The sequence below is a fragment of the Acinetobacter sp. 25-47-130 genome (assembly GCF_056779705.1).
On the sequence record NZ_JBWYII010000006.1, the window covers coordinates 104,901 to 129,912 of the forward strand.

General features: G+C 38.5%; 23 protein-coding genes and 1 tRNA gene. 12 read left to right on the plus strand and 12 right to left on the minus strand.

The features are described 5' to 3' along the window. Nucleotides 1–25: 25 nt before the first annotated feature. The 5 genes from mreC to AC1M83_RS09200 all read left to right on the plus strand — a co-directional run bounded on the left by mreC (nt 26) and on the right by AC1M83_RS09200 (nt 3,728). Nucleotides 26–883: a rod shape-determining protein MreC gene (gene mreC, locus AC1M83_RS09180; protein ID WP_035269796.1), complete on the plus strand. Its 858-nt coding sequence runs from the start codon at nt 26–28 to the stop codon at nt 881–883. Continuing rightward, nucleotides 870–1,364 carry a rod shape-determining protein MreD gene (mreD, locus tag AC1M83_RS09185; protein ID WP_092766998.1) on the plus strand — a complete coding sequence of 165 codons (495 nt, stop codon included), beginning with the start codon at nt 870–872 and terminating at the stop codon, nt 1,362–1,364. Before mreC ends, mreD begins: the two co-directional genes overlap by 14 nt. Next, entirely contained in the window at nt 1,352–1,918 is a 567-nt protein-coding gene (locus AC1M83_RS09190) for a Maf-like protein (RefSeq protein ID WP_481590499.1), read from the plus strand. The genes mreD and AC1M83_RS09190 overlap by 13 nt, the downstream gene beginning before the upstream one ends. A 51-nt stretch (nt 1,919–1,969) precedes the next feature. Next, nucleotides 1,970–3,424 carry a ribonuclease G gene (rng, locus tag AC1M83_RS09195; protein ID WP_035269804.1) on the plus strand — a complete coding sequence of 485 codons (1,455 nt, stop codon included), beginning with the start codon at nt 1,970–1,972 and terminating at the stop codon, nt 3,422–3,424. A 136-nt stretch (nt 3,425–3,560) separates the two neighbouring features. Next, the gene (locus AC1M83_RS09200) at nt 3,561–3,728 is read left to right on the plus strand and encodes a PA1571 family protein (RefSeq protein ID WP_171076802.1); all 168 of its coding nucleotides are present in this window, start codon (nt 3,561–3,563) and stop codon (nt 3,726–3,728) included. Between the two features lie 52 nt (nt 3,729–3,780). On the opposite strand, the gene AC1M83_RS09205 is transcribed toward AC1M83_RS09200, so the two are convergent. After that, a complete protein-coding gene (locus tag AC1M83_RS09205) occupies nt 3,781–5,235 on the minus strand; it encodes a WS/DGAT/MGAT family O-acyltransferase (protein ID WP_092767000.1) in 1,455 nt (484 codons plus the stop codon). 166 nt (nt 5,236–5,401) lie between these two features. Further along, a complete protein-coding gene (locus AC1M83_RS09210) occupies nt 5,402–6,136 on the minus strand; it encodes a phosphoadenylyl-sulfate reductase (RefSeq protein WP_035269807.1) in 735 nt (244 codons plus the stop codon). Nucleotides 6,137–6,334: 198 nt separating this feature from the next. Here AC1M83_RS09210 and thrH point away from each other — a divergent pair, with 198 nt between their 5' ends. After that, entirely contained in the window at nt 6,335–6,952 is a 618-nt protein-coding gene (gene thrH / locus AC1M83_RS09215; RefSeq protein ID WP_035269809.1) for a bifunctional phosphoserine phosphatase/homoserine phosphotransferase ThrH, read from the plus strand. 51 nt (nt 6,953–7,003) lie between these two features. On the opposite strand, the gene AC1M83_RS09220 is transcribed toward thrH, so the two are convergent. The 5 genes from AC1M83_RS09220 to AC1M83_RS09240 all read right to left on the minus strand — a co-directional run bounded on the left by AC1M83_RS09220 (nt 7,004) and on the right by AC1M83_RS09240 (nt 13,187). Then, nucleotides 7,004–8,191 (minus strand): OmpP1/FadL family transporter, encoded by a 1,188-nt coding sequence (locus AC1M83_RS09220; protein ID WP_481590500.1) that lies wholly within the window; start codon nt 8,189–8,191, stop codon nt 7,004–7,006. A gap of 295 nt (nt 8,192–8,486) precedes the next feature. Further along, nucleotides 8,487–9,851, minus strand: coding sequence for an OmpP1/FadL family transporter (locus tag AC1M83_RS09225; RefSeq protein WP_092767002.1), 1,365 nt, complete (start codon nt 9,849–9,851; stop codon nt 8,487–8,489). A 335-nt stretch (nt 9,852–10,186) separates the two neighbouring features. Then, nucleotides 10,187–11,473, minus strand: coding sequence for an OmpP1/FadL family transporter (locus AC1M83_RS09230; RefSeq protein WP_179998572.1), 1,287 nt, complete (start codon nt 11,471–11,473; stop codon nt 10,187–10,189). A gap of 219 nt (nt 11,474–11,692) precedes the next feature. Continuing rightward, nucleotides 11,693–11,768: transfer RNA gene (locus AC1M83_RS09235), tRNA-Arg, on the minus strand. A 69-nt stretch (nt 11,769–11,837) separates the two neighbouring features. Beyond that, nucleotides 11,838–13,187, minus strand: a complete 1,350-nt coding sequence (locus tag AC1M83_RS09240) for an amino acid permease (RefSeq protein ID WP_481589109.1) — start codon at nt 13,185–13,187, stop codon at nt 11,838–11,840. 322 nt (nt 13,188–13,509) lie between these two features. Between AC1M83_RS09240 and prpF the strand changes: the two genes are divergently transcribed. The 3 genes from prpF to AC1M83_RS09255 all read left to right on the plus strand — a co-directional run bounded on the left by prpF (nt 13,510) and on the right by AC1M83_RS09255 (nt 16,942). Beyond that, complete coding sequence (prpF, locus tag AC1M83_RS09245) at nt 13,510–14,697, plus strand: 2-methylaconitate cis-trans isomerase PrpF (protein WP_481590501.1); 1,188 nt, start codon at nt 13,510–13,512, stop codon at nt 14,695–14,697. Between the two features lie 234 nt (nt 14,698–14,931). Beyond that, complete coding sequence (locus AC1M83_RS09250; RefSeq protein ID WP_481590502.1) at nt 14,932–15,894, plus strand: GGDEF domain-containing protein; 963 nt, start codon at nt 14,932–14,934, stop codon at nt 15,892–15,894. Between the two features lie 136 nt (nt 15,895–16,030). After that, nucleotides 16,031–16,942 (plus strand): polyprenyl synthetase family protein, encoded by a 912-nt coding sequence (locus AC1M83_RS09255; RefSeq protein WP_092767007.1) that lies wholly within the window; start codon nt 16,031–16,033, stop codon nt 16,940–16,942. Between the two features lie 33 nt (nt 16,943–16,975). Here the strand turns inward: AC1M83_RS09255 and putP are convergent, their stop codons facing one another. The 5 genes from putP to AC1M83_RS09280 form a co-directional block, all read right to left on the minus strand. After that, on the minus strand, nt 16,976–18,466 hold the full coding sequence (gene putP, locus AC1M83_RS09260; RefSeq protein WP_092767008.1) for a sodium/proline symporter PutP: 1,491 nt from the start codon (nt 18,464–18,466) through the stop codon (nt 16,976–16,978). Between the two features lie 168 nt (nt 18,467–18,634). Further along, a complete protein-coding gene (locus AC1M83_RS09265) occupies nt 18,635–19,489 on the minus strand; it encodes an SPFH domain-containing protein (RefSeq protein ID WP_035268029.1) in 855 nt (284 codons plus the stop codon). Nucleotides 19,490–19,513: 24 nt separating this feature from the next. Beyond that, nucleotides 19,514–19,987, minus strand: a complete 474-nt coding sequence (locus tag AC1M83_RS09270; protein WP_180028098.1) for an NfeD family protein — start codon at nt 19,985–19,987, stop codon at nt 19,514–19,516. An 86-nt stretch (nt 19,988–20,073) separates the two neighbouring features. Beyond that, complete coding sequence (locus AC1M83_RS09275; protein WP_481590515.1) at nt 20,074–21,003, minus strand: patatin-like phospholipase family protein; 930 nt, start codon at nt 21,001–21,003, stop codon at nt 20,074–20,076. Between the two features lie 74 nt (nt 21,004–21,077). Then, nucleotides 21,078–21,695 (minus strand): lysophospholipid acyltransferase family protein, encoded by a 618-nt coding sequence (locus AC1M83_RS09280; protein ID WP_481590503.1) that lies wholly within the window; start codon nt 21,693–21,695, stop codon nt 21,078–21,080. A 137-nt stretch (nt 21,696–21,832) separates the two neighbouring features. On the opposite strand from AC1M83_RS09280, the gene AC1M83_RS09285 reads away from it, so the two are divergent. The 3 genes from AC1M83_RS09285 (at nt 21,833) to AC1M83_RS09295 (ending at nt 24,998) form a co-directional block, all read left to right on the plus strand. Next, complete coding sequence (locus AC1M83_RS09285; RefSeq protein WP_481590504.1) at nt 21,833–23,119, plus strand: MFS transporter; 1,287 nt, start codon at nt 21,833–21,835, stop codon at nt 23,117–23,119. A 110-nt stretch (nt 23,120–23,229) separates the two neighbouring features. Beyond that, nucleotides 23,230–23,949, plus strand: coding sequence for an HAD family hydrolase (locus AC1M83_RS09290; protein WP_481589115.1), 720 nt, complete (start codon nt 23,230–23,232; stop codon nt 23,947–23,949). A gap of 140 nt (nt 23,950–24,089) precedes the next feature. After that, nucleotides 24,090–24,998 (plus strand): AEC family transporter, encoded by a 909-nt coding sequence (locus AC1M83_RS09295; protein WP_481590505.1) that lies wholly within the window; start codon nt 24,090–24,092, stop codon nt 24,996–24,998. Nucleotides 24,999–25,012: the final 14 nt, after the last annotated feature.

Here is a 25,012-nt window from a genome sequence, read left to right on the forward strand (position 1 = left end):
TGTAATTTAATTTAAGGACGAGGCGGTGCAACCGAATCTGTTTTCAAGACAACCGCCATCTTTTCGCTCTTTCATCATTGCAGTCATCGTGTGTTTGTTCGTGTTAATGTTTAATTGGCGCGCTCCACACTTGATTCAACCAGCAAGAGATGTCTTGTACGCGGCATACAATCCCATTTATGCCATTGCAAGCTATCCTGTTTTATCGAAAGAATGGCTCAGTCAACAAACCAAGTCTGAAGCGCAACTGCGTCGTGAGAATACTGCGATGCAGGCAGAGTTGCTTCAGGCTCAGGTTCGCCTTCAAAAACTCTCAGAACTTTCTGCTGAAAATACGCGCTTACGTGGATTATTGGATACACCTTTGATCATTGACGGTCGTATGGAAATCTCTGAGGTGATTGGCACAGATGCTGATCCATTACGTCATATCATTATCATTAACCGAGGTGCTGCGAGCCAACTGCGTGTCGGGCAAACGGTGTTGGATGATAACGGTATCATGGGGCAGATCATCAATGTTTACCCGCACAGTAGCCGTGTCATGTTATTGTCTGATAAAGAACACTCCTTATCTGTACGTCTTGAAAACTCTGGCATGCGTGCCATTGTGTCAGGCACTGGTGATTTAGGTCGTCTGAAAATGGAATATGTACCGACCAGCGCTAACGTCAAAGTCGGGGACAAGGTGTATAGTTCAGGTTTAGGACAACATTTTCCTGCGGGTTATTTGGTCGGAACAGTGTCCAAAGTTAAGCGTGAAAATACCGGTGAGTTTGCGCAGATAGACGTGAAACCTGCAGCTCAGTTGGCAGGTGGACACCATGTAGTGGTACTGTTCTCAGACTCATTAGCCATGGAGCAACCTCATGCTCAGCGCTAAAAAAATATCATCAGTTAAAACACGTGATCCTCTATGGATCATCGTGCTTTCAATCATTATTGGTTCGGTGTTGGTGGTGTATCCTCTGTCTTATACATTAGCAGGATGGCGACCGCTGATCATGTTGATGATTACGGTGTATTGGATCTTGCTTCAACCGACATGGTGTGGCGTTTGGTTTGCTTTTGCAGTCGGATTATTTACCGATTTACTGCTTGATGCACCCCTTGGATTACATGCGTTAAGCTTCGTTTTACTAACATTTACCATCCGTTGGTTTGTGCGTGAACGCCGTTTAATGACGTTTGGAAATACTTGGGCAATCGCTAGTGTTGCTATATTGGCACATTTGATTTATGTCCTTTTTGCACAAATTATTTCCGATATGCAATTTTCGATTACTCGTCATTGGCAGCCACTAATGAGCAGTATTTTAACTTGGCCCATCTTGTATTATTTGCTTAGAAAATGGCGAATTTAATTCTGGCGTCGAGCTCGCCTCGGCGTAAAGAGCTGCTTGCACAGCTTGGACTGAAATTTGATATTTTTAGTCCAGAAATCGATGAGTCTGTACATGATGGTGAGCAAGCGCATGATTATGTTCGACGTTTGGCAGAACAAAAAGCTCAGGTTGTTTTAGCACAATTTCCAGATGCGGTGGTCATTGCCGCAGATACAAGCCTCAGTTTAGATGGGCAAATTATTGGCAAACCTGATTCGAAGCAACATGCGTTTGAAATTTGGCAATCCTTGTCAGGGCGTCAGCATGAAGTTCTCAGTGGTCTTTGTGTGGCTTCACAACATAAAACAATAAGTACGGTAGTGAGGACAAAGGTTGATTTTCAATCACTCAGTCATCATGATATGGAAGAATATTGGTCAACTGGGGAACCTGTAGGAAAAGCAGGGGCTTACGCAATACAAGGAATCGCCGCAAAGTTCGTTCCTCGTATTGAAGGTAGCTACACCAATGTGGTGGGTTTGCCTTTACATGAAACATCACAGTTACTGAATCAAATATTGAAAAGTGGTTAAGGCACTAAATTAACCTTTTAAAAAATTTTTATAATGTTTTGAGTGTTTTTTATGTCTGACGAGTTGTTGATTAACGTCACCCCAATGGAGTGTCGGGTAGCGTTAGTTGAAAATGGGACGGTCAACGAACTATTTGTTGAACGCAACGCTAAACGTGGTTTAGTCGGGAATATTTATAAAGCCAAAGTTGTACGTGTATTACCTGGTATGCAAGCGGCATTTGTAGACATTGGTTTATCTCGTACTGCTTTTTTACATATCAATGACATGATTTGGCCTCGTAATCAACCGACGCCAAATGTCTTTGATCTTCTGCAACCAGGTCAGATTCTGACAGTGCAGGTCATGAAAGATATGTTAGGCACGAAAGGTGCGCGTTTAAGTACTGATCTTTCCATTCCTTCTCGCTATTTGGTGATGATGCCTTATGGACATCATACTGGCGTGTCGCAGCGAATCGAATCAGAAGAAGAGCGTGATCGTTTACGTTCGATCATTGAGCGGATTCAAGCTGAACATAAGTTACCTGGTTCTGTCATTGTCCGAACTGCAGCAGAGGGGATCGAAGAAGCCGCTATTGCGCAAGATATGGCGTATTTGGCAAAACTTTGGGAATTTATTCAACGTAAACAAAAAAGTGTCGTGGTGCCATCACTTATCTTTGAAGAGCTACCACTTCCTCAACGTATCATCCGTGATCTGGCAAATGAAGATACGGTAAAAATTCAAGTCGATTCAAGAGAAGTGTTTGGCAAGCTACAAGAGTTTGTGGCTGAGTTTGTACCAAATATGGTTGATCGTCTGAAACATTATCCTGGTGAGTGTCCGATATTCGACTTATACAATGTTGAAACAGATATTCAAAAAGCACTGCAAACACGTGTTGCATTAAAGTCTGGTGGTTATCTCATGATTGATCAGACAGAAGCCATGACCACTATTGACGTCAATACAGGCTCATATGTAGGTGGACGCTCTCTTGAGGACACCGTCTTTAAGACCAACATGGAAGCGACACAAGTCATTGTGCGTCAACTCAGACTGCGCAACTTAGGTGGAATTATCATTATTGACTTTATTGATATGCAAGAGGCCTCACACCGTGATGAAGTGCTTAAGCAATTTGAAAAAGTCTTAGAACGTGACCATGCAAAAACTAAAATCACCCAAGTGTCTGAGCTTGGCTTAGTAGAAATGACGCGTAAACGGACGCGTGAATCACTTGAACATTTGTTATGTGAGTCTTGTCCAACGTGTCAGGGACGTGGTTATGTGAAAAGTGCCGAGACTGTTTGTTACGAAATCTTTCGAGAGATATTAAGATATGCTCGAGATTTTGAGTCTCAGACTGACTTTACTGTCGTTGCGCATCCATCGGTTGTGGATCGATTATTAACCGTAGAAGCTGCGGCTGTCTCTGATTTAGAGCATTTTGTGAAACGTGTCATTAAGTTCCAAGTCGAAAATTTATACACGCAAGAGCAATACGATATCATTTTGAATTGAAATTGTAACAGAATATCGTTAAACACTTGTTACAACTGAGATTTTACATTCGATCTCGATTTCTCAATACTTAAGAAATCAAATCGAATAGCCAAAGACAGCGATGTTGTCTTAGCAAAGTGAGGTCAAAGTGGGTATGAATTTAACGGAACAATTAGCGGGTAGCCATCGTCAAATTGTGGATTCAAACAAAAGCGCTTGCTTGATGCTCAACGATCAAGGTCAAGAAGTTCGAGTTACACAAGCGATGGTCGTTTCGCTCTGTCAGCAATTAATCAAGCAGTGTCGTAATATTAAAAATTAAGGGGCCTTTTTAAAGCCCCTTAATTTTTTTGTAAATATCGAAATATACAGCCTTAAGCTGGTTTTTCATTTGGAATCTCTATATCCGCTACTACTTGTTTCTTTGCTGCACTACGCTTAGTAGCCTTTTTCATAATCTGCGGTTTTTCATCTTCAGGTAGACCCACAATTTTTTCAAATCGTTGAATCTCATCTTCTAAATGGGTTAATAAATTTTGCATCTTAGGCAAAGCATTTCGACATGCGGTTAAACCGACTTCTAATTTATCCATATAACTGGTCATTGTAATATTCAATGCTTGACCATCAAGTACGATAGAAGCAGGGTAGAGTGCGTCCAAACGTGCACCATTCCAATATAGCGGCTCTTTAGGCCCTGGTACGTTAGAAATAACGAGGTTAAAGGCCTGACGTTTAGGTGCTAAACCAGAGATGATATTTAAACCTGCAGGACCATATACGAAGGCACTATAGTTGAGAATCTGATCTGAAGTCATGCGTTTGAATTTTTGTTTCGCATTCATTACGCTACGACGAATAAGATCGAGTCGCTCTAATGGATCGGCTTTATGTGTCGCTAAGTTCGCCAGAATCATCGTAATACGATTTGACATGTCTGAATCATCCGTACGAACGGAGACAGGAACCATAGCGATTAATGGTTTCTCAGGTAAAGCACTTTGACTGATTAAGTATTCACGCAAAGCACCAGAGCAAATCGCGAGAACAATATCGTTAATGGTCACACCCAGTGATTTTGAAATATGGTTGAGGCGCTTAAACTCATATGACTGAGCAGCGAAACGACGCGATGAGCTGACTTTTTGATTCAGAATACTACTTGGGGCTTGGAAACTAGATACATAGTCCGGATTACGTCCCATATCCTTAAAGACAGTTTCAGACAGCACTTTGAATACACCCGGTGTAGACTGCACTTGACCTTTCAAATTAGACAATATTTGTTTTGCACGGCTTACTTTAGGTGTTTTAAGTCGCTTAGCACGCGGACCTTCGACACACCATGGCGGAACGATACTTCTTGCATTTGGATCATGAGAGAGTGATTTTTCAATTAAACGCATGCCTGCAATACCATCGACCATCCCATGATGTATTTTGAAATACATGGCGAAACGATTGCCTTCAATGCCCTCAATGATATGACACATCCATAATGGCTTAGCTCGATCAATTAATGAACTGTGCTCTTGGGAAATGTAGGTGAGTAGCTCACGAATACGACCAGGATGTGGTAGAGCAATATGTCTGAAGTGATGATCAAGATCGAATTCAGTGTCTGTGTCCCAAAACAGTCCGTTTAATTTATTATTAAACGGTGGAATTGGAATAGATTTTGAGTTGCGAATATCTGCCACTAAATCTTGAATAAAGGTTGGTGGCGCATCTTCTGGAATTTCAAATAAAAATAATCCGCCAACATGCATGGGCTGTTGTCTTTTTTCCAAAGATAAGAAAATAAAATCAAGCGGGTGTAATGGGCGCATAGTCTAGGTTTGCCTCACTGCAAATTTCTAAAATTGTTTTTTAGAATTATCAATCCAAGAGATCAGTATAGACGTATTTGTTGGAGGGGGCATAAATTTTTTTAATGAATGGTCAGTACAAAAAAGCCACTTTAAATCAGTGGCTTAAAACTTTGTGAGACAGTTTTTACTTTTTTAAATTACCTGAATGTAAACCACATTCTTTATGCGTTGCTTCTTCCCACCACCAACGACCTTCACGCTCGTGCTGATTTGGAAGTACTGGACGCGTGCATGGTTCACATCCAATTGAAATAAAACCTTTTTCATGCAATGGATTATATGGAATTTCCATCATGCGAATATAATTCCAAACGTCAGCACTCGTCCAATTCGCCAAAGGGTTGTATTTAATGAGTTGTTTACCTTCACCTGAAAAACCTAGATCAGCTTGAATCACTGGAATTTCAGTACGTGTACCCGGACTTTGATCTTTACGTTGACCCGTGATCCAACCATCAAGTGTTGCTAACTTTTTACGAAGAGGTTGAACCTTACGGATACCACAACACTCTTTATGATCATCTTGATAAAAGCTAAACAGTCCTTTTTCGTTGACCAGATTCTGAACAGCTTCAGCTTCCGGGAAACATATTTCAATGTTGATATTATAGTGCTTACGAACAGTCTCAATAAATTGATAAGTTTCTGAATGCAAGCGACCTGTATCTAGACTAAACACGCGAAAAGGTTTACCTAAATTTGCAGCCATATCAATCAATACAACATCTTCAGCACCTGAAAATGAAATGGCAATTTCACCTGTTTGATTTAAAGCTAAGGCTATAATTTCCGAAGGGGATTTATCTTCATACTCTGATGCAAGTGCATCAATTAAATCTATGCTTGGAATGGTAGTCATGAGAATCCTGGCGATATAGGCTTGGAAACAACAAGTCCTATATTAAAATATTTGATGTATATTTTAGTTGAATTCAGAGATTTATCTTATGAAATAAAAATAAATACTTATGAATAAAATAGATTTAAAAAATTACATCGATATTCAACAATCTTCGGCTATGATATTGCAAATTTTATTAATGCTGAGGGCAGTATCATGGAAATCGTTTGTCTAGATCTTGAAGGCGTTTTGGTTCCTGAAATTTGGATTAATTTTGCAAAAAAAACAGGAATTAAAGAGCTTGAAGCAACAACTCGAGATATTCCAGACTACGATGTGCTCATGACTCAGCGTTTAAATATTCTTAAACAGCATGGTTTAGGTTTAAATGACATTCAAGCTGTTATTGCAGATATGGGACCGTTTGAAGGCGCTAAGGAGTTTGTCGAGTGGGTACGTACTCATTTCCAACTCATCATTTTATCAGACACATTCTATGAATTTGCTCATCCATTGATGAAGCAGTTAGGTTGGCCTACGATTTTCTGTCACAAATTAGAAACTGACGAAAATGGTATGATTACAAATTATAAACTACGTCAACCTGATCAAAAACGTAAAGCAGTGCAAGCTTTACACGGTTTAAATTTCCGTGTAATTGCTGCAGGCGACTCGTATAACGATACTACGATGCTCGGTGAAGCAGATCAAGGTTTCTTATTTGATGCGCCGGATAATGTAATTGCAGAATTCCCACAATTTCCTGCGATTAATGGTTATGCTGCATTGAAAGAAGCGATCCGCAACGCTTCTGTACGTGATATTCCAGCCTAAGTTATTACTTTGAAAAAAGGACGCTTTAGCGTCCTTTTTTTATAACAATTGTTAGAATCGATACCCGATTTTCATGCCATAACCTAATGCATAATTGTTGCTGAATTCTCCAACATTTATGCCACCCGTTTGAGCAGTTGCATCGCCTAACCAGAAATATTTAACACCAGCTTGAATAAAGCTTTGCTGTGATGGGTTGAATTGACCACCTAAGCCTACACTCCAATAACCTTCAGTTGGACCTAAAGTGGTTACAGGGTTTCCAGCTCCAGAGTCATAGCCTACAGTTGTGGTTGCTGCCCATTGATCATTAAATTTATGTGCAACACCTAAGGTTGCAGAGTACTGATCATCAGAATACGAAATGAGGTCCTGTCCAACTAATCCAAGTAATTTAGGTGTAACCGTAAATTGATCCCAATGAACCCAACGCAGGTTAGCAAACGCCAAAGTGTTTGTTGCAATTCCAGACTGTAAATCAATATTTACAGATTGTGGAGTAACTGCTTCAGTTACTGCAGCGATCTTATCTAATCTATTAAACTCAGGCTTTTTTAATGCATCGGCGTAAAGTGGAAGGAGCGAGGTTTCATTCGACTGAGCTTTGTGTTTAATCTCAGAGCGATAAGTGATAGATGCTTTTAATGCAATTTTTGGAATTTGGTATGCAGTACCTGCAATCCAGCCGTAAGCTTCTTTTTGGTCTACATGGATGTTATAGCCATTTAAGACTTGGTATGCACTACCTTTTAAATTGATATCAGCTTCAACTGTTTGCCATACTGGACCAGCATAAAAATTCCAATTTTCAGTGGGTTGATAACCAATGAGTGCAGTTAAATTTTGTGTCTTAACTTCAACTGATGTACCACTTAAACTATTGCCAAATGATTGATTTTTAGCATCGTATAATGCATCTGCACCAAAAGGCTGATCGTAAATTAAACCTAAAGAAACTTGGTCAGTAACCTGTAGTTTAAGAGCAGTGTTTACAAAATAATAATCACTGCCCATATCTGTAATTTTTTCGCCTGTTAAATCCTGACCAGTGATTTTATTAATCACTGTGGAAGAACCTTTAACGGTGGGATCTAAAACAGAAATGCCAGCTTCTGCATAATTACCTGATTGGAGAAATGCTGAAATCGACTGACCTGAACGATCTAATCCTGCGGCGTTAATTGAAGTTAATGGGAGCGTAGACAATAAGACTGAGTATGAAAGTACTTTAAATTTCATGATGTTCATCCATGAATGCCATATGGCGAAAAAATTGCATGAAAAATAACACAAATAAAAAAAGAGTAAATACTCGGAAGTGGTTGAAATATAATCAAATTTATATTACTTCATTATCAAATTATGAGGCTAAATAATTATGTCCATGTTTTTAAAAAGTATTATTGAGCAAAAAAGGAATTGTAGTTTGTGTCGTTTTTTTATTTTAAATGATGATATAACAAACAATTAATTTATACTTGTATAAAAATAAAAAAAGACCACATGATTGTGGTCTTTTTTTATTGATGAATGATTAGAATTTATAGCCGATTTTAAGACCATAAGCTAAAGCGTCATTGTCTTCAAACTTTCCTGCTGCGCTATGTGCACCTGTCTGAGCATCAGCATCACCTAACCAGAAGTATTTAACACCACCTGCAATAAACGTAGCTGGAGTAGGGCTATATTGAAGACCTAAACCTACATTCCAATAACCTTCTGTTGGTCCAAGTGTCGTTACAGGATTGCCTGCACCTGAATCCCATCCAACTGAAACATTACCAGCCCATTGCTCGTTAAATTTACGACCTACACCTGTTGTTACAGACCATTGATCTTTAGAATAATCAACTAGGTTAAATCCATTAGGTTTGCCCAAAGATGGTAATAGTCCACCAGCAAGCTCTGATAATTGACCAAATTTATGAGGGCGTATAGAGAAACTTGACCAGTCTACCCAACGGATATTAGCGAAAGCAACCGTGTTAGCCATAATGCCAGATTGTAAATCTAAATTTACAGATTGTGGTGTAGTGATTTTAGTTTCACCAGATGAATTAAGACCTGCTAAAGCTGAACCTGGTAATGCTCCAGAAGCCACTAGTAAAGAACCTAGAGGCGCAATGAGAGGAATACTTTCATTAACATTGACTTTATGATCAATTTCGGAACGATAAGTAATCGATGCTTTAAGCGCAATCTCAGGAATTTGATATGCTGCGCCAGCTAACCATCCAAAGGCATTGTCTTCAGGAATATCAGCATCATAACCATTAAATAAGCTATATGCTGAACCACGAAGTTTTACGTTACCTTTAACTGTTTGATAGACTGCACCACCATAAAAGTTAAAATTTTCTGTAGGTTGGTAGCCTAAAATCAGTGATAAGTTTTGAGTATCAACTTCGACAGATGTGTTTCCAGTTATTTGAGTTCCTAAACCGATTGCAACTGGTAATCCAGTAGACGGATCTGTGATTACAGGTATACCGTTAAAGCTTCCTGTTGGATTAGCAGTCACTACTGGTAATCCATTTGTCAAAGCAGTTCCAGGTAATACACCATCGGCTGGGCTAGCGACAAAATTATTTGTTCCTGTGTATTCAGCATCTGCACCAAAAGGTTGATCATATAAAAGACCCACTGAAATATTATCAGTCGCTTGTATTTTTAAAGCTGCGGTAGGGAAGTAGTAATCACCAGCCATATCTCCAGTATGATTACCCGATAAATCTTTACCAGAGACAGATGGATCTAAAATTGAGATACCTGCTTCAAAGTAATTTCCTGGTTGAAGGAATGATGAAATAGATTGTCCAGAACGATCTAATGCAGCAGCAAAAGTGCCTGATGATGCTAAACCGAATAATACAGCAGCTGATAATTTTGTTAATTTCACTTGAATTTTCCCTGATCTTCTTCAATGAATTATTTTGTATTTTCCAATTGAATTGAGGATTAGTTATCTTAAACTGATCCTAAATCTTATGTTCACAAAATAACACATTAAGAATCAGAGTAAATACTCTAAGGAAATAAATTTATAATTGAATTTTAATTCTGATAAAAATAATAGGAATTTTATTTTTATATAAATTATTGAATTTATGAATTATTTAATTTTGAATGACAGTATCTTATCGTTAATTTATAAATGAACTATACAGTCAGTCAACGGCATTCATGATTAAATAAAAAAGAGCACTTAAGTGCTCTTCAAAAAATGAATAGAGTTTAGAAACGATAACCCATTTTTAGGCCATATGCCCAAGCATTGTTATCTTCAAAATTACCGACATATTTGCCAACAGAACGAGCTTCAGCATCTCCTAACCAAAAATATTTGACGCCTCCACCGATAAAAGTTGCTGGAGTAGGACTAAACTGTGCACTTAATCCGACATTCCAATAACCTTCAGTTGGACCAAGTGCAGTTACAGGATTACCAGCACCTGAATCCCAGCCGGCAGAAATAGCACCACCCCATTTTTCATTAATTTTTCGCCCAACACCAACTGTGGCAGACCATTGATCTTTATCATAATCGATAATATTTTGTCGTTGACCTGATAATAATTGGGTAATACTTCCAAATTTATCAATATCTATACCATAGCCACCCCATTCGACCCATCGTACATTCGCAAAAGCAACTGTATTGGCCATAATGCCAGTTTGGAAATCTAAATTAACGGATTGAGGTGTGGAGATTTTAGTTTTTTCTGAATCAGAATTAAGTAGTTTGTTTCGTAAACTATTTGCTGCTAATGCTTGAGCTTTATCTTCTGCAGAAATAGGCAGAGAACTTACCACTTGCTCAAATGTAAGTGTTCCGTTTGCTAATGCCACTAGTCCATCAATTGTTGCAACTTGATTGTTAATTACACCAACGACTAAATTTGAATTTTCAGTAGTGTCAAGCTCATGATCAATTTCAGATCTATAAGTCAAAGACACTTTTAATGCAATTTCTGGTATTTGAAAAGCTGCTCCTGCTAACCAACCGTAGCCTTCATCACGTTTAAAAGTTGAATTATAACCAATACTAGATAGTGTTAAGTTGCCTCTCACATCTTGATACACACCGCCTGCATAAAAGTTCCATTGTTCATTAGGTTGAAAGCCGAAAAGAGCAGTAATGTTATTTGAATTAACTTTTACATTAGTGCCTGCAAGTGGCCGATTACCTAAGGCTCCATCATCAGGAATCATACCATCTGTATAAGTTGCAGATGCCCCAAATGGCTGATCGTATAGAATACCGAAAGAGAAATTTTCGTTAAGTTGTAATTTCAAAGCTGCGCTTGGAAAATAATAATCATCACCCATATCACTAATTGGACCCAATTGATTTTTTCCAGATACATCAGGGTCAATAATGGAGATACCAGCTTCAAAGTAGTTATTGGGTTGTAAAAATGCTCCTATCGATTGACCTGAGCGATCCATTGCGGCTGCATAAGCCCCAGAAATCGGTAATAAAGCAAATAATACAGATGCACTGATGGTTTTTAATTTCATGTTATCTATCCTTAGATAATGTGAATTTTTAATTTAATAGAATTTTTTTAGTTATTTCCTTAAGAGCTGATAGATAAACGATTTATGCTAAAATGTTTATTTTTTACTCTACAAACAACATATCATAAAGGTAATGAGATGCAACAAAAATTTGACTGAAATGACATTATTTTTTTTATTTTGGGTCAATTTGTTGATAAGTGTATTAATCTCAGAAAATGGTGCGCCCTGCGGGACTCGAACCCACGCCGGTCACTTAGGAGGCAACTGCTCTATCCAGTTAAGCTAAGGACGCATACTAATCTGATCAAAAAATTTTTGAAAAAAAGTTATTGCTTAGCAATAACTTTTTTAATGCGTCTTACTATTTTCGGTAAAGTAATTTAAATAATACCAACATCAGGATAATCCAGATCGGAATCATGATCACAGCACCGCTTAAGCCCTGAGTCCACATGATGTAAAGCACGACAATAATAAACCCAAGAACCAAATAGTTACTGGCTGGTGACCATAGAGCAGGAAATTTTGAAGTGGTATTTGACACTTTCATCGCTTGTTTAAATTTCAAGTGAGTCAACGCAATCATCGCCCAGTTAAGTACTAGAGCACCAACAACAATATAAATTAAATTACTTAAAGCATCTTCAGGTGCAAAATAGTTTAATAAAACACATCCGAAAATTAACACTGCTGACAACAATACCGCAGGAACAGGTACACCTTGTTTATTGGTTTTTTCAAAAATTTTAGGGGCATTCCCTTGTTTTGCTAAACCAAAAAGCATACGGCTATTCGCGTACATTCCACTGTTATATACTGATAGCGCAGCAGTCAAAATAATAAAGTTGAGCAGGTGAGCAGCCCAATCAATACCCAGTTGACTGAAGATCATTACGAATGGACTTTTATCTAGACCACCAAGTTGCAGTTGATTCCATGGAACTAAAGAAAGAAGAATTGTAAGCGACCCAACATAGAAAATCAGAATACGGAAAACAACTTGATTAATTGCTTTAGGAATCGTTTTCTCTGGATTTTCAGCCTCAGCTGCCGCCATACCAATCAGTTCAATACCACCAAAGGCGAACATCAGGAATGCCAACATGAAGAATAAACCTTCGAATCCATGAGGGAAGAAACCACCGTGAGTCCAAAGATTACTGAATGATGCAGTAGAGTCAGATCCTGCTGTAAACAACAAGAATAGACCGAAGATAATCATCGACACGACAGCTGCTACTTTAATAATAGACAGCCAAAACTCTGATTCTCCATAAAATTTAACATTACAGAGGTTAACTAAGGTAATGATAATAAAGAAGAAAAGAACTGATGACCAAGCAGGAATGTGAGGCCACCAATAGTTAATATATTTTGCAACAGCTGTTAATTCGGTCATCGCGACCAAAATATAAAGAATCCAATAGTTCCAACCTGCTAGGAATCCAGGAAACTTACCCCAATATTTATTTGCAAAATGACTAAATGATCCTGCAACAGGTTCATGAACAATCATTTCGCCTAATTGGCGCATAATTAAAAAAGCAATTAAACCACCAATTGCATAACCCAAAATAATAGATGGGCCGGCAGATTGGATCACGTGTGCGGAACCTAAAAATAAGCCTGTACCAATTGCACCACCCATAGCGATTAATTGGATATGACGATTCTTTAAGCCACGCTGAAGTTGTGAAGACTTGTTATTCAAAGTATTCAGCCCGACGATTGAAATAAGTTACAAGATTGTAATAGATCAAATTGCATTAGCCTAGTACGTCAGCGTTCATGAATGTTTTTTATGATTTAAATAAAATAAAATTATTATAGAAAAATGATTTAATTATTTTTTAATCAATCATTTAATTTTATTAGAATTTGTTTTTGTGAGAGTGAATTAAATTTAATCTATCGTAATTGATGGAAATTCATACCATAGTGTTAAGTGCTCATGTTCACATAAAAAATCATTTATACTGTATTGAACTAAAAATCACGATTGATAACAAATATTAAAAGAGAAGGAATGAGCTATGAGTTCAACACCACAAATTAAAATTCCAGCCACTTATATGCGTGGAGGAACGAGTAAAGGTGTTTTCTTTAACTTAAATGATTTACCCAAAGAAGCTCAAGTTCCAGGTAAAGCAAGAGATCAGATCTTATTACGTGTGATAGGAAGCCCTGATCCTTATGGCAAACAAATCGATGGAATGGGTGGTGCTTCATCTAGTACCAGTAAGACAGTCATTCTCTCTAAAAGCGCTCAACCTGATCATGATGTAGATTATCTTTTTGGACAGGTTGCAATTGATCGACCATTCGTCGACTGGAGTGGTAATTGTGGCAATCTTACGGCTGCTGTAGGCTCATTTGCGATTTCAAATGGTCTCGTGAGTGCAGAAAAGATTCCAGAGAATGGGATTTGTACGGTAAAGATTTGGCAGGTCAATATTCAGAAAACGATTATTGCGCATGTCCCAATCACAAATGGTCAGGTTCAGGAAACAGGTGATTTCGAGCTTGATGGGGTAACATTTCCAGCTGCTGAGGTGCAAATAGAGTTTTTAGATCCCGCAGATGATGGAGAGGATGGGGCTGCCATGTTTCCCACAGGAAATGTGGTTGATGAGCTGGAAGTCCCAGATATTGGTCGCTTTCAGGTGACGCTGATTAATGCGGGTATTCCAACTATTTTTATGTGTGCTTCAGACTTAGGGTATGAAGGAACTGAACTTCAGGATCATATCAATAATGATGTCGAGGCCTTGGCCAAGTTTGAAAAAATTCGTGCTTATGGTGCTGTAAAGATGGGTATTATTCAGCATATTGATGAAGCGGTTCAACGTCAGCATACACCTAAAATTGCATTTGTATCTGCGCCTAAAAATTACATCTCATCTAGCGGAAAAGCAGTACACGCTGATGAGATCGACTTGACGGTTCGTGCTTTATCTATGGGTAAACTACACCATGCCATGATGGGAACCGCAGCTGTAGCGATTGGAACCGCTGCTGCAATTCCTGGAACATTAGTCAATTTAGCCTCAGGTGGTGGTGAAAAAAAATCAGTCAGATTTGGGCATCCTTCTGGAACACTCAGAGTGGGCGCTGAAGCGGAGAAAATTAATGAGCAATGGACTGTAAAAAAGGCCATTATGAGTCGCAGTGCTCGAGTACTCATGGAAGGATGGGTGCGAATTCCTGGCGATACGTTTTAAAATAAAAAAACCACTTTCGAGTGGTTTTTTTACGCGCATAAAATATGTGATAAGTATACTAAATTAGCCTGAAAGCATTACTAACAGTACGATTCACTCATAAATAATTGAGACTATGACAATTTTGACATGTTATATTAAGGAAATAAGTCAACGTGATTATATTCACCGAATTCATAAAATTAAGTTGCTGAATAGCCTTCGCTCCACGAATAATTAAAATGAGAAAGACCAATGAAGAAGGATAATAATTTTGAGCAGGATACGCCCAAGATTGATCAAGAGTTTCTAAACCAAATTCATGCTACAAATAAATTAGATTTGGTATCTGTGATTGCCAAAATCCCTGTGCCTGTGGCGCTAGTTCAGCATGATGGTGTATTTATTAGTGCAAATCAATTATTTGCTGATATCTATGAGAGTGATGCACTCTATTTACTCGGAAAGAAATTAGGTTTCGTATCAACGACGGTTTACCAATTATTTCAAGATGCGCTGCAATTGTTTCGAAATGATTCACGTTTATACAAAATTGAAAATGAGTTCTATTCAAAAGGGCATTTTTTTCAAATTTATTTTAGTGCTTTAAGAGATAAATCATCCTCTTTGGATTGCGTGTTGATCGTATGTGCAGATATAACAAAATTGAAAAGACGTGAACGTGTCTTGATCCAAAATAATAAAAGGTTGTTTGAAGAGCTATATTTGGACCCTGTGACTGGGATGAGCAATAAGCTGGCATTTGAACAGTTTTTAAAAGATCGCTTCCTTATTCAAGAGCGGAAAAATTATTCTTTTATCAAGTTTGAAGTCGAAAATTTTAAAAAGTTTAATCAGCTCAATAGTTATACCATTGGTGATGAAATTTTGAGTCGTATTGGATCTCTGATTAAAGAGGAGTTGAATCAAGATTTAGCAGAAGTCTATCGTTTGAATTCTGCAAGTTTTATCTTGGTGATTCAAGAATCGACTCCTTGGAAAATTCTCACCATTGCTGAACGCCTAAAACAAACATTGGTCCGTGAAAAAATTTATTTCGATCCTCAAGAGGATGAGGTACTCACGTGTGCGATTGGGATTTTTCATCCTAATTGCCAGAAAATGTACTCAGAAAAGCAAATATTAGAAACCTTAGATCGTGCGGTTGACATTGCACATGTATTGGGTCGAAACTCGATTCATGTGTTGGATGAATAGTCACTCTTCATTTAAATCTATCACTAAATAAAACAAATCAGCATTGTGTTTTGTAGCAATCACAATTGGTTGTAGAATAAGGACAATTTTATATATACCGACTTGAAACGGTATAACTTGAGGTTCAAAGACGGCAGTGACAGTACATATCTCTGTGAATAGTGAAGTATTACAACGTGCTCAACAGCAAATCCAACAGGATCTGAAAATTGCCCTAGATGCATTTTTCATTCCAGAGCCTTTGAAAAGTGCTGTAAATCATGCAGTCATGTTAGGTGGAAAACGGGTTCGTCCAGCTTTAGCGTATGCAACAGCAGAATTAAGTGAAGATCATAAAAATTTTGCTGCTGTGCGACGTGCAGCAGTTGCAGTCGAGTTAATTCATTGCTATTCACTTGCTCATGACGACTTACCATGTATGGATAATGATTTGTTGCGTCGTGGTCAACCAACTTGCCATGTTGCATATGGTGAAGATACAGCACTACTTGCGGGAGATATCTTGCAGTCGATGGCATTTGAGGTTTTAGGAAGTCGACTTTTTGATACACAAGTGACTGTAGATCCTTCTATTGTGTTGAAGCAAATGCAGATATTGGCGACATCATCTTCTAAGATGGTTTGTGGTCAAGTCCTAGATTTGCAAGCGGAAGGCAAGAAAATTGATCAGGAAGCATTGGAAAATATTCATCGTAATAAAACTGGTGCACTGATTCAGGCCGCAATCATGATGTCAGCAGTGACAGTGATGGACGGTGTAGATGCAGGAATACCGAAATTGCGTGAATTTGGTCAAGCATTAGGTTTAGCATTTCAAGTACAAGATGATATTTTAGATATAGTTTCGGATACTGAAACGCTTGGAAAGACCGCTGGAAAAGATGAACTTGTAGAAAAATCAACATACCCAGCTTTATTGGGTTTAGATGCTGCAAAAGAATATGCAAATAAGCTTCATCAGCAAGCCATTAGTGCTTTAGATTATTTTGGTGATTCAGCATCTGAACTTAAACAAATTTCAGCTTTTTTACTTGCTCGAAAGAGTTAAAAAAAGAGGACAGAAAGTCCTCTTTTTCATTTGTTATTTTGTCGCTTTATATAATCGGTCTGCTTCGTCAAATCGGTCTGTAACATCAGAATTTGGTTGCTTACCTAATAAACTCACAACAATGATTGCGATGAGAGAGCAAATAAAGCCAGGAATGATTTCATAGATTCCAGTATCAGCCCAAATATTTTTCCATACAATAACGGTCACTGCACCAATGATCATCCCCGCCAAAGCGCCATTTAATGTCATGCGTTTCCAGAATAAAGACAGAATAATGAGCGGGCCAAATGCTGCCCCAAAGCCTGCCCAAGCGTAGGCAACTAGACCAAGTACTTTAGATTCAGGGTTTGACGCTAAAACAATCGCAAGTAAAGCTATCAGTAGCACCATCAAGCGACCCACCCAAACCAGTTCTTTTTGAGAAGCAGTTTTACGGATGAAAGATTTATAAAAATCTTCGGTTAAAGTGCTTGAACATACAAGAAGTTGACAACTCAATGTACTCATTACCGCAGCCAAAATTGCAGCTAATACAATGCCGGCGATCCATGGGTTAAATAGAACTTTCGTTAACTCCATAAATACAGTTTCAGGGTTAGCATTCACAATATTAGCGAACTGTGGATTTTGCTGAAAATAAGCAATACCGACATATCCAGCAGCCACTGCACCACCAAGGCACAGAATCATCCAAGTCATACCAATACGACGAGCATTAGGAATCGATTTAACTGAATCAGCAGCCATAAAACGTACGAGAATATGAGGTTGTCCGAAATAGCCTAAACCCCAAGCCAGTAATGAAATAATTGCGACGGTACTTAAATTACCCATTAAACTGCTTGCTTCTGGTCGCGCTGCTTCAAGTGCTAAATTCACTTGAGATAAATCTGAAAAAGTCAGTAAAGCCACGATGGGGGTAAGCAATAAGGCAAAAATCATTAATCCCGCTTGGATGGTGTCTGTCCAAGAAACAGCCAAGAACCCACCAATAAAAACGTAACTGATCGTTGCAATTGCACTAATCCAAAGGGCAGTGCTGTAAGAAAGATCAAACATACTTTCAAATAATCGAGCGCCTGCCACCATGCCTGAAGCACAATAAATGGCAAAGAAGATTAAAATGACAAATGCAGAAACGATTCGTAGAATTTTTTTCTGATCATTAAAACGATTGGAAAAGTAATCTGGGAGTGTAAGGGCATTGTGTTGAACTTCAGTATGAACTCTGAGACGTCCTGCCACTAACAGCCAGTTGAGCCATGCACCAATAATTAAACCAATTGCAATCCACATTTCTGATAGACCAGAAAGATAAATAGCACCTGGCAAACCCATAAGTAACCAGCCACTCATGTCAGAAGCACCAGCTGAAAGGGCTGTTACAAAACTTCCCAAGCGTCGTCCACCCAAAATATAATCTGAAAAGTTCGTGGTCGCTCGATACGCGATTAAACCAATCACGACCATGGCGACAATATAGAACAAGAAAGTGATTAAGGTGGGATCAAAGGTGCTCATACAATTTCCATGATGCAGTTAGACGATAGATTGTTTTCATGCAATCTTTCAGGATGCGAAATTTAACCATAAATTTAAAATAAATGCTGAAGAATTGAATCTTGAGTCATATCAATAACAAAGGCAGCCGAAGCTGCCTTTTTAAATTTTGAAGAGTGTTTGAGCGATTTAAGGATTATTACGACCCATTACCCCACGAATCGTATTCATGATGTCAGCAGGCAATACCACAGTTTTAGCATTATTAGATTTAGCCATATCCTGCATTGCTTTTACATATTGTTCACCAAGTAGATAAGCGACAGGAATTTCTTTGTCGCCTACAGCATTGGTAACCATGTTAATGGCTTTTTCTGAAGCTTCAGCGAGTACAACTTGAGCCTCAGCATCACGACGTGATGCTTCAAGACGACCTTCAGCTTCCAGAATCGCAGCTTGTTTCTCACCATCAGCACGTGTCACTGTCGCACGACGCTGACGTTCAGCTGCGGCTTGTGCTTCCATTGCGGATTGCATCGTACCTGATGGTTGAATATCTTGGATTTCAACCGTTTTAAGCGTAATTCCCCAATCTGAAATATCATCAGAAATTGCTGCTTTCAGCTTCGCTTTAATATGATCACGTGAAGATAAAGCATCATCCAAGTCCATTTCACCGACGATTGAACGTAAAGAAGTTTGGACAAGGTTTTGGATCGCCCAAGTATAGTTTTCGATACCGTAGACTGCTTTTTCTGGTGTAGTAATGTTGATATAGGCAACAGCGTTCATTAAAAGAACTGCGTTATCTCTTGTAATTACTTCCTGAGATGGAATATCGAGAACGATATCTTTTGTCGTGACTTTATATGCGACTTCATCAACATAAGGAATCACAAAGTTTAGACCTGGACTTAAGGTTGTATGGTATTTACCCAGACGTTGTACGATCCATTTATAGCCTTGAGGAACAATACGAACCCCTTTAAAAATAGTGATCCCGACGAATGCCAAAAATGCGATGGCAATAATTGAACCAGACATTTCTACTCCTTTAAGAATTATTGTTTATAACGGTGAATTGAGGTTATTGTGCGCTTGAACGACCAGCTCATTACCTAAAATATCTGTAACTCTGACACGATCACCGACCTGAACAGGGCTCAGTGTTCTGCAATTCCATTCGTCAGAGCCGAGAACTGGAAGCTGAAAACGAACTTTGACCAATTCAGGTTCATGACCAATTTGAATCACCATCCCAACTTGTCCGATTGTCGCTTCACGTGAGAGACCCGCTTTAGTCTTATCAACGGAAAGTGGTTTAATAAATTTAAACCAAACCACCGTACATGAAATCGATAGTACAACCCATAAAATAATTTGAGTTGGAAGCCCCATAGAAGGAAATAGCCACACGAGTATGCTAATAATGACTGCAGCTATACCAAACCACAGTGCAGCAAAGGCCGGTAAAATGAGCTCAGACAGGATGAGCAAAATACCTAATACAAACCAATGCCAAGGTTCAATCAATAAGTCCATACATCTACTCTAATCGTTATCTTGTTATAGACGAAAACATCTATATCAAGATAACAGACTAGGGCAGAGAAGCCTATAAAAAATGCTTAAAAGCGAGCTGTTGGTGCAGGTTTGAAAGCAGCAGGAGATTTTTTGAAATTGGCAATTGCGGTATCTATTGATTTAATTTTCAGTTGCGCTGCTTTCTCACCTTCAAGTATTGCCTCATTGCTGGCTTTCAAATCCAAAGTTCCTAAATGGCCAACTTTTGGCTGAATCACGACTGTAGCTGCATTGAGTTCAGTATTGATACTTTGTTGACCCATAATATTAATCGTTTGATCCAACAGTCCCCACATGCTCATCGGCTTATTACCTGTAGGGCGTGCAGAAATATCAACTGCTATCACAATATCTGCACCCATATTTTTGGCAGTTTGAACTGGAATTGGACTCACGAGTCCACCATCAACATATTTGGTTTTGCCAATCGTTGTTGGAACAAAGACGTTAGGGATACTACATGACGCTCTTACGGCTTGACCTGTATTACCTTTGACGAAATCAGCGCGTTTACCATTATCTAAACGTGTGGCAACTGCAGCAAATCGAATCGGGAATAGTTCAATCGGTTTGTTCCCAACCTGTCGATTGACATAATCTTGGAGCTTTTGACCGAGGACCACACCCTGTCGATTTAAAGTTAAATCACGAATATCGGACTCTTTCAGCTGAAGTGCAATTTGCTGTAGTTGATAGGGAGATTTGCCTGAAGCATAAATACTACCGACAAAACTTCCAGCACTTGTACCCGTAACAATTTTGGGTTTTATACCATGAGATTCTAAAACCTTTAATACACCAATATGCGCAAAACCTTTTGCACCACCACCGCCTAGAGCAATGGCGATCACTGGCTCGCGTGCTTGAATTTGAGTGGATTGTGTAGGATTTTTTACAGTAGAGTTACAGCCTGATAGCGCCAATAAACTCAGGCCAATGAAGCTGATTTTGGGAAGATTGAGGAGCAATGACATAGACATTAATCTGCTAAAAAGTGTCAAAATTTTAGGCATATCTCAACAGATTGCTGTCTATTTTTCTAGCATTTTTACAAAAGTTCTTTAAAGGGTAATGCTAAACGATTCATATTTTTAGGAGAAATTTTTCCACGATAATATTCTAATATTTTGTGCAGATCAGATTCATAGTCTCCCGTCATTTCGAGGCTTCCTAAACATCGAATGATTTTATGATCATAATCAAATGCAAACATTACCACTGGTATATTTGCACCTAAGGCAATGTGATAAAAACCGCTGCGAATGTTTTTAGCACTTTTTCGTGTACCTTCAGGTGCCATTGCCACCCAAATTCTATCTCGTTTATGAATAGCTTGAACAATTTGTTGAGTCAAGCCTTGGGGGGTATCGCGTTTTACCGGAATCACCCCGATCCATTTGAGTAAATGTTTGAGTGGAGATTTGAACAGACTATCTTTTCCAAAGATTGTGACTTCAATGCCAATGCCAAGCATCGCGAGAAAGGCATACAGTCCATCATAATTTGATGTATGGGGGGACACAATTGCGACAGCTTTGGGAAAATTTGGAAATTCTCCTTCAAAAGACCAGCCTTGTCGAAGATAAAGCTGTTTGAACGCTGCTCGACTCAACTTTGAACCGCGTTGAGGAACTTGTGATGGTAATTTTGGAAATCTATTGTTCATTGTGCGTTGTATAATTGCTTTTTAAACTTATTATAAAGACCTTGTGTATGAGATACATTGGCAGAATAAGAATCAAGTGACAAGGACATCTCAATACGGATTGATTAAGAAAACATCAGTTGCAGGATACCTCTTTCATGTCACCAAATACCAAAATGTATGTGCTTTTATTTTCACTCTATTGGGCGCAAGGATTGCCAGTAGGATTTATGACACATGCTTTGCCCGTGATTCTGCGTGCTGAAGGTGTTTCCTTAACGCATATTGGTGGATTTGGATTGCTGATGGCTCCGTGGGCACTCAAAGTTTTATGGGCTCCATTGGTTGATCGCCATCATTTGTTCAATCAAGGGCATTACCGCAGTTGGATTATACCCACTCAGTTACTCACAATTATCACATTGATTATCTTATCATTTATCCCCATTCAATCACTGAATCAACCTCAATATCTCTTTGGATTTTTCGTGGCATTGTTGATGATGAATAGTATCGGAGCGACTCAAGATATAGCAACCGATGGCTTAGCTGTGAATATTCTAAAAGGTGAACAACAGCATTTAGGCAATATGTTCCAAGTGATTGGTTCAAGGTTGGGCTTTATTGTGGGAGGCGGTGCGATATTGTGGGTATTAGATGCATTGACTTGGCAAACCACTTTTTTATGCTTGGCTATTTTGGTGGCATTTAATACGCTACCCGTATTATTGTATCCTGAGCCTCAACATACTTCACAAAGCATCAATAATCATCAAGATGATGATTCATCATCTAAAACTCAAAGTTTCGTGAAAGCTTTAAGTCATTACTTAAAATATTTTTTTCAAAATCGAGAACTCAGACTTTGGTTTTTTGTATTGTGTAGCATTAAAGTGACGGATGGATTGTCTGGACCTATTCTTAAACCATTGTTGGTCGATTTAGGACTATCTAAGACGCAAATTGGTGTCAATGTGACCATGCTTGGAGCATTTGCTGCTTTGATCGGAGCAGGTATTGCAGGTTGGCTACTTAGGTTTTATTCGCGTCAAAGTGCTTTAATTACTTTTTCACTGCTTAAATTATTGAGTCTCATTGGATTTGCATGGTTATCGCATTATGAGGCTCGACCTTCTGAATTGAACGTCGTGTGGATCTATATCATCAATGCTTTAGAAGATATGTTCGCTGCGATGTTATTGTTGATTATTCTAACCTTGGTGATGCAATACAGTCGGAAAGAATTTGCAGGAACAGATTTTACTTTCCAAGTCGCATTGATGGCTTCTATTGCGGGAGCACTGTATACCTTGAGTGGCATATTAGGCGATTGGCTTGGTTATACCTCATATCTCATTTTGATCTGTATATTAGGATTATTTTTGTTCATACCAATTTTAGTATGGAGTCGGTATACAGTTCAAAATAAACATCAATGGAATTAGTCTGTAATCTATCTTTTATTCATTTTCATGCTTAGGATGAAATAAAAAGGAATAATCGAGATTGCGGAGAGTTGATAGCATGGGCAAATGAATACACTCCTCTAAGCACTATGAAAATTCAAGCTGTTATTTTTGATTTGGACAATACACTGACACACCGAGATTTAAGTGTTCAAACTTTTAGTCGGGCATTATTTAATACTTATAAACAGCAAATCGATCAATCTGCCTCGTCTGCGCAAGCTGAGATTCTCGAAACGATTCGATATATTGATCATGGTGGCTATCCCATCCGAGAAAGAATGACTGCACCTACCATTGGTGGTTCCGTCGCTCATGCATTACTCAATCAGTTGAAATGGAAAAAAGCACCAGAATTAGATGAATTAAGTGACTATTGGTTTAATCAATTTGGACTAAACGCAGTCATGATGCCAAATGCTATTCAGACGCTTGATCAGCTTAGAAGCGAGGGATTTAAGTTGGCAATCATTTCGAATGGAGGACATTTCACTCGACACAAAATTATCGAAGGTTTAGGAATCGCGCATTATTTTGATGTAATCATGAGTTCTGAGAAGGCAGGTGTGTCAAAGCCTCAAGCAGAAATATTTCATATGACTTGTCAACAATTAGGAATTGCACCTGACCATTGTCTTTATGTTGGTGATCATCCAGTGAATGATTATTGGGCTGCTACTCAGGCTGGATTAGATGGACTATATTTGGCGGGGTTCCACCAATCCTTAGCTGAACATCAACCGCCCTTAAATAAAACAATTCAGACTTTGCCTGAAATTTTAGCGTATATAAAACAAGTCAATGCATGATGTAAATGATGAATTTTTGAGACGATCAGCTTGATGCAGTGTAATATAAAATGATCAGTTCAAAATGCATGCAATAAACTACTGTGGTTGATTGAGCGTATTAGGGCTGAGCGATCTGCACTCGATTAGGCTCATCATTTATGTACAGCATTGTTTTATCCTTAGTGCCGCTGATAGGACTCATATTAATTGGATATTTTCTTAAACAGAAATCATATTTAACAGACGAGTTTTGGGCGGGTGCAGAGAAACTTAACTATTTTGTGTTTTTTCCTGCCATGCTTTTTGGTAATTTGGCTCAAGCTGATATTCATATGGAGATGGTGAGTAAAATTTTAGTCATTTTACTCGTGGTCTTTCCAATTGCTTGTGCGGTTTTATATATTTTAAAAAGAATTTTTCAGACCCCAACACGAAGATTTGGAGTCTATGTTCAAAGTAATGTACGTTTTAATACCTATATTGGTTTAGCAGTTGTTGCTTCGCTTTTTCCAGCAGAAGGTATGACGATTTTTGCATTACTGTTGGCGATCAGTATTCCTGTTGTGAATATCATCTCGGTATTGGCACTGACCGATGATGAAAATATGAATTTTCGCGCAGTGATTATATCGTTACTCAAAAATCCTTTAATTTTAGGTTGTCTGGTTGGGGTGCTCTACAATGTATCCGGGCTGCCATTATGGAAAGGTGCAGAGTCATTAATTTACCAACTTGCGATATGTAGCTTACCTATGGGACTAATGTGTGTCGGTGCTGCATTGCAATTTGTGGCTCTTAAAAAAGAATCATTACCTCTAATGATCAACACGCTATCGCGTTTATGTTTAATGCCGATTTTGGCTTGGCTGGTCTGTAAAATGCTGGGCTTCAATGCTTTAGAGACGCAAATCTTTATTTTATATTTTGCATTACCAACGGCTTCAGCTGCTTATATTCTGACAAAAGTATTGGGTGGTGACAGTCAATTAATGGCTGGCATAATTAGTCTGCAAATTATCGGTGCTGCAATCACACTACCCATCGTTTTGACTTTAATATTGCATTAAAACTCAGAAGTATA

Coding starts and splice junctions, on each gene's coding strand:
- mreD (WP_092766998.1), top strand. CDS start 870: ATGCTCAGCGCTAAAAAAATATCATCAGTTAAAACACGTGATCCTCTA.
- AC1M83_RS09190 (WP_481590499.1), top strand. CDS start 1,352: ATGGCGAATTTAATTCTGGCGTCGAGCTCGCCTCGGCGTAAAGAGCTG.
- rng (WP_035269804.1), top strand. CDS start 1,970: ATGTCTGACGAGTTGTTGATTAACGTCACCCCAATGGAGTGTCGGGTA.
- AC1M83_RS09200 (WP_171076802.1), top strand. CDS start 3,561: ATGAATTTAACGGAACAATTAGCGGGTAGCCATCGTCAAATTGTGGAT.
- AC1M83_RS09205 (WP_092767000.1), bottom strand. CDS start 5,235: ATGCGCCCATTACACCCGCTTGATTTTATTTTCTTATCTTTGGAAAAA.
- AC1M83_RS09210 (WP_035269807.1), bottom strand. CDS start 6,136: ATGACTACCATTCCAAGCATAGATTTAATTGATGCACTTGCATCAGAG.
- thrH (WP_035269809.1), top strand. CDS start 6,335: ATGGAAATCGTTTGTCTAGATCTTGAAGGCGTTTTGGTTCCTGAAATT.
- AC1M83_RS09220 (WP_481590500.1), bottom strand. CDS start 8,191: ATGAAATTTAAAGTACTTTCATACTCAGTCTTATTGTCTACGCTCCCA.
- AC1M83_RS09230 (WP_179998572.1), bottom strand. CDS start 11,473: ATGAAATTAAAAACCATCAGTGCATCTGTATTATTTGCTTTATTACCG.
- prpF (WP_481590501.1), top strand. CDS start 13,510: ATGAGTTCAACACCACAAATTAAAATTCCAGCCACTTATATGCGTGGA.
- AC1M83_RS09250 (WP_481590502.1), top strand. CDS start 14,932: ATGAAGAAGGATAATAATTTTGAGCAGGATACGCCCAAGATTGATCAA.
- putP (WP_092767008.1), bottom strand. CDS start 18,466: ATGAGCACCTTTGATCCCACCTTAATCACTTTCTTGTTCTATATTGTC.
- AC1M83_RS09265 (WP_035268029.1), bottom strand. CDS start 19,489: ATGTCTGGTTCAATTATTGCCATCGCATTTTTGGCATTCGTCGGGATC.
- AC1M83_RS09270 (WP_180028098.1), bottom strand. CDS start 19,987: ATGGACTTATTGATTGAACCTTGGCATTGGTTTGTATTAGGTATTTTG.
- AC1M83_RS09275 (WP_481590515.1), bottom strand. CDS start 21,003: ATGTCATTGCTCCTCAATCTTCCCAAAATCAGCTTCATTGGCCTGAGT.
- AC1M83_RS09280 (WP_481590503.1), bottom strand. CDS start 21,695: ATGAACAATAGATTTCCAAAATTACCATCACAAGTTCCTCAACGCGGT.
- AC1M83_RS09285 (WP_481590504.1), top strand. CDS start 21,833: ATGTCACCAAATACCAAAATGTATGTGCTTTTATTTTCACTCTATTGG.
- AC1M83_RS09290 (WP_481589115.1), top strand. CDS start 23,230: ATGAAAATTCAAGCTGTTATTTTTGATTTGGACAATACACTGACACAC.
- AC1M83_RS09295 (WP_481590505.1), top strand. CDS start 24,090: ATGTACAGCATTGTTTTATCCTTAGTGCCGCTGATAGGACTCATATTA.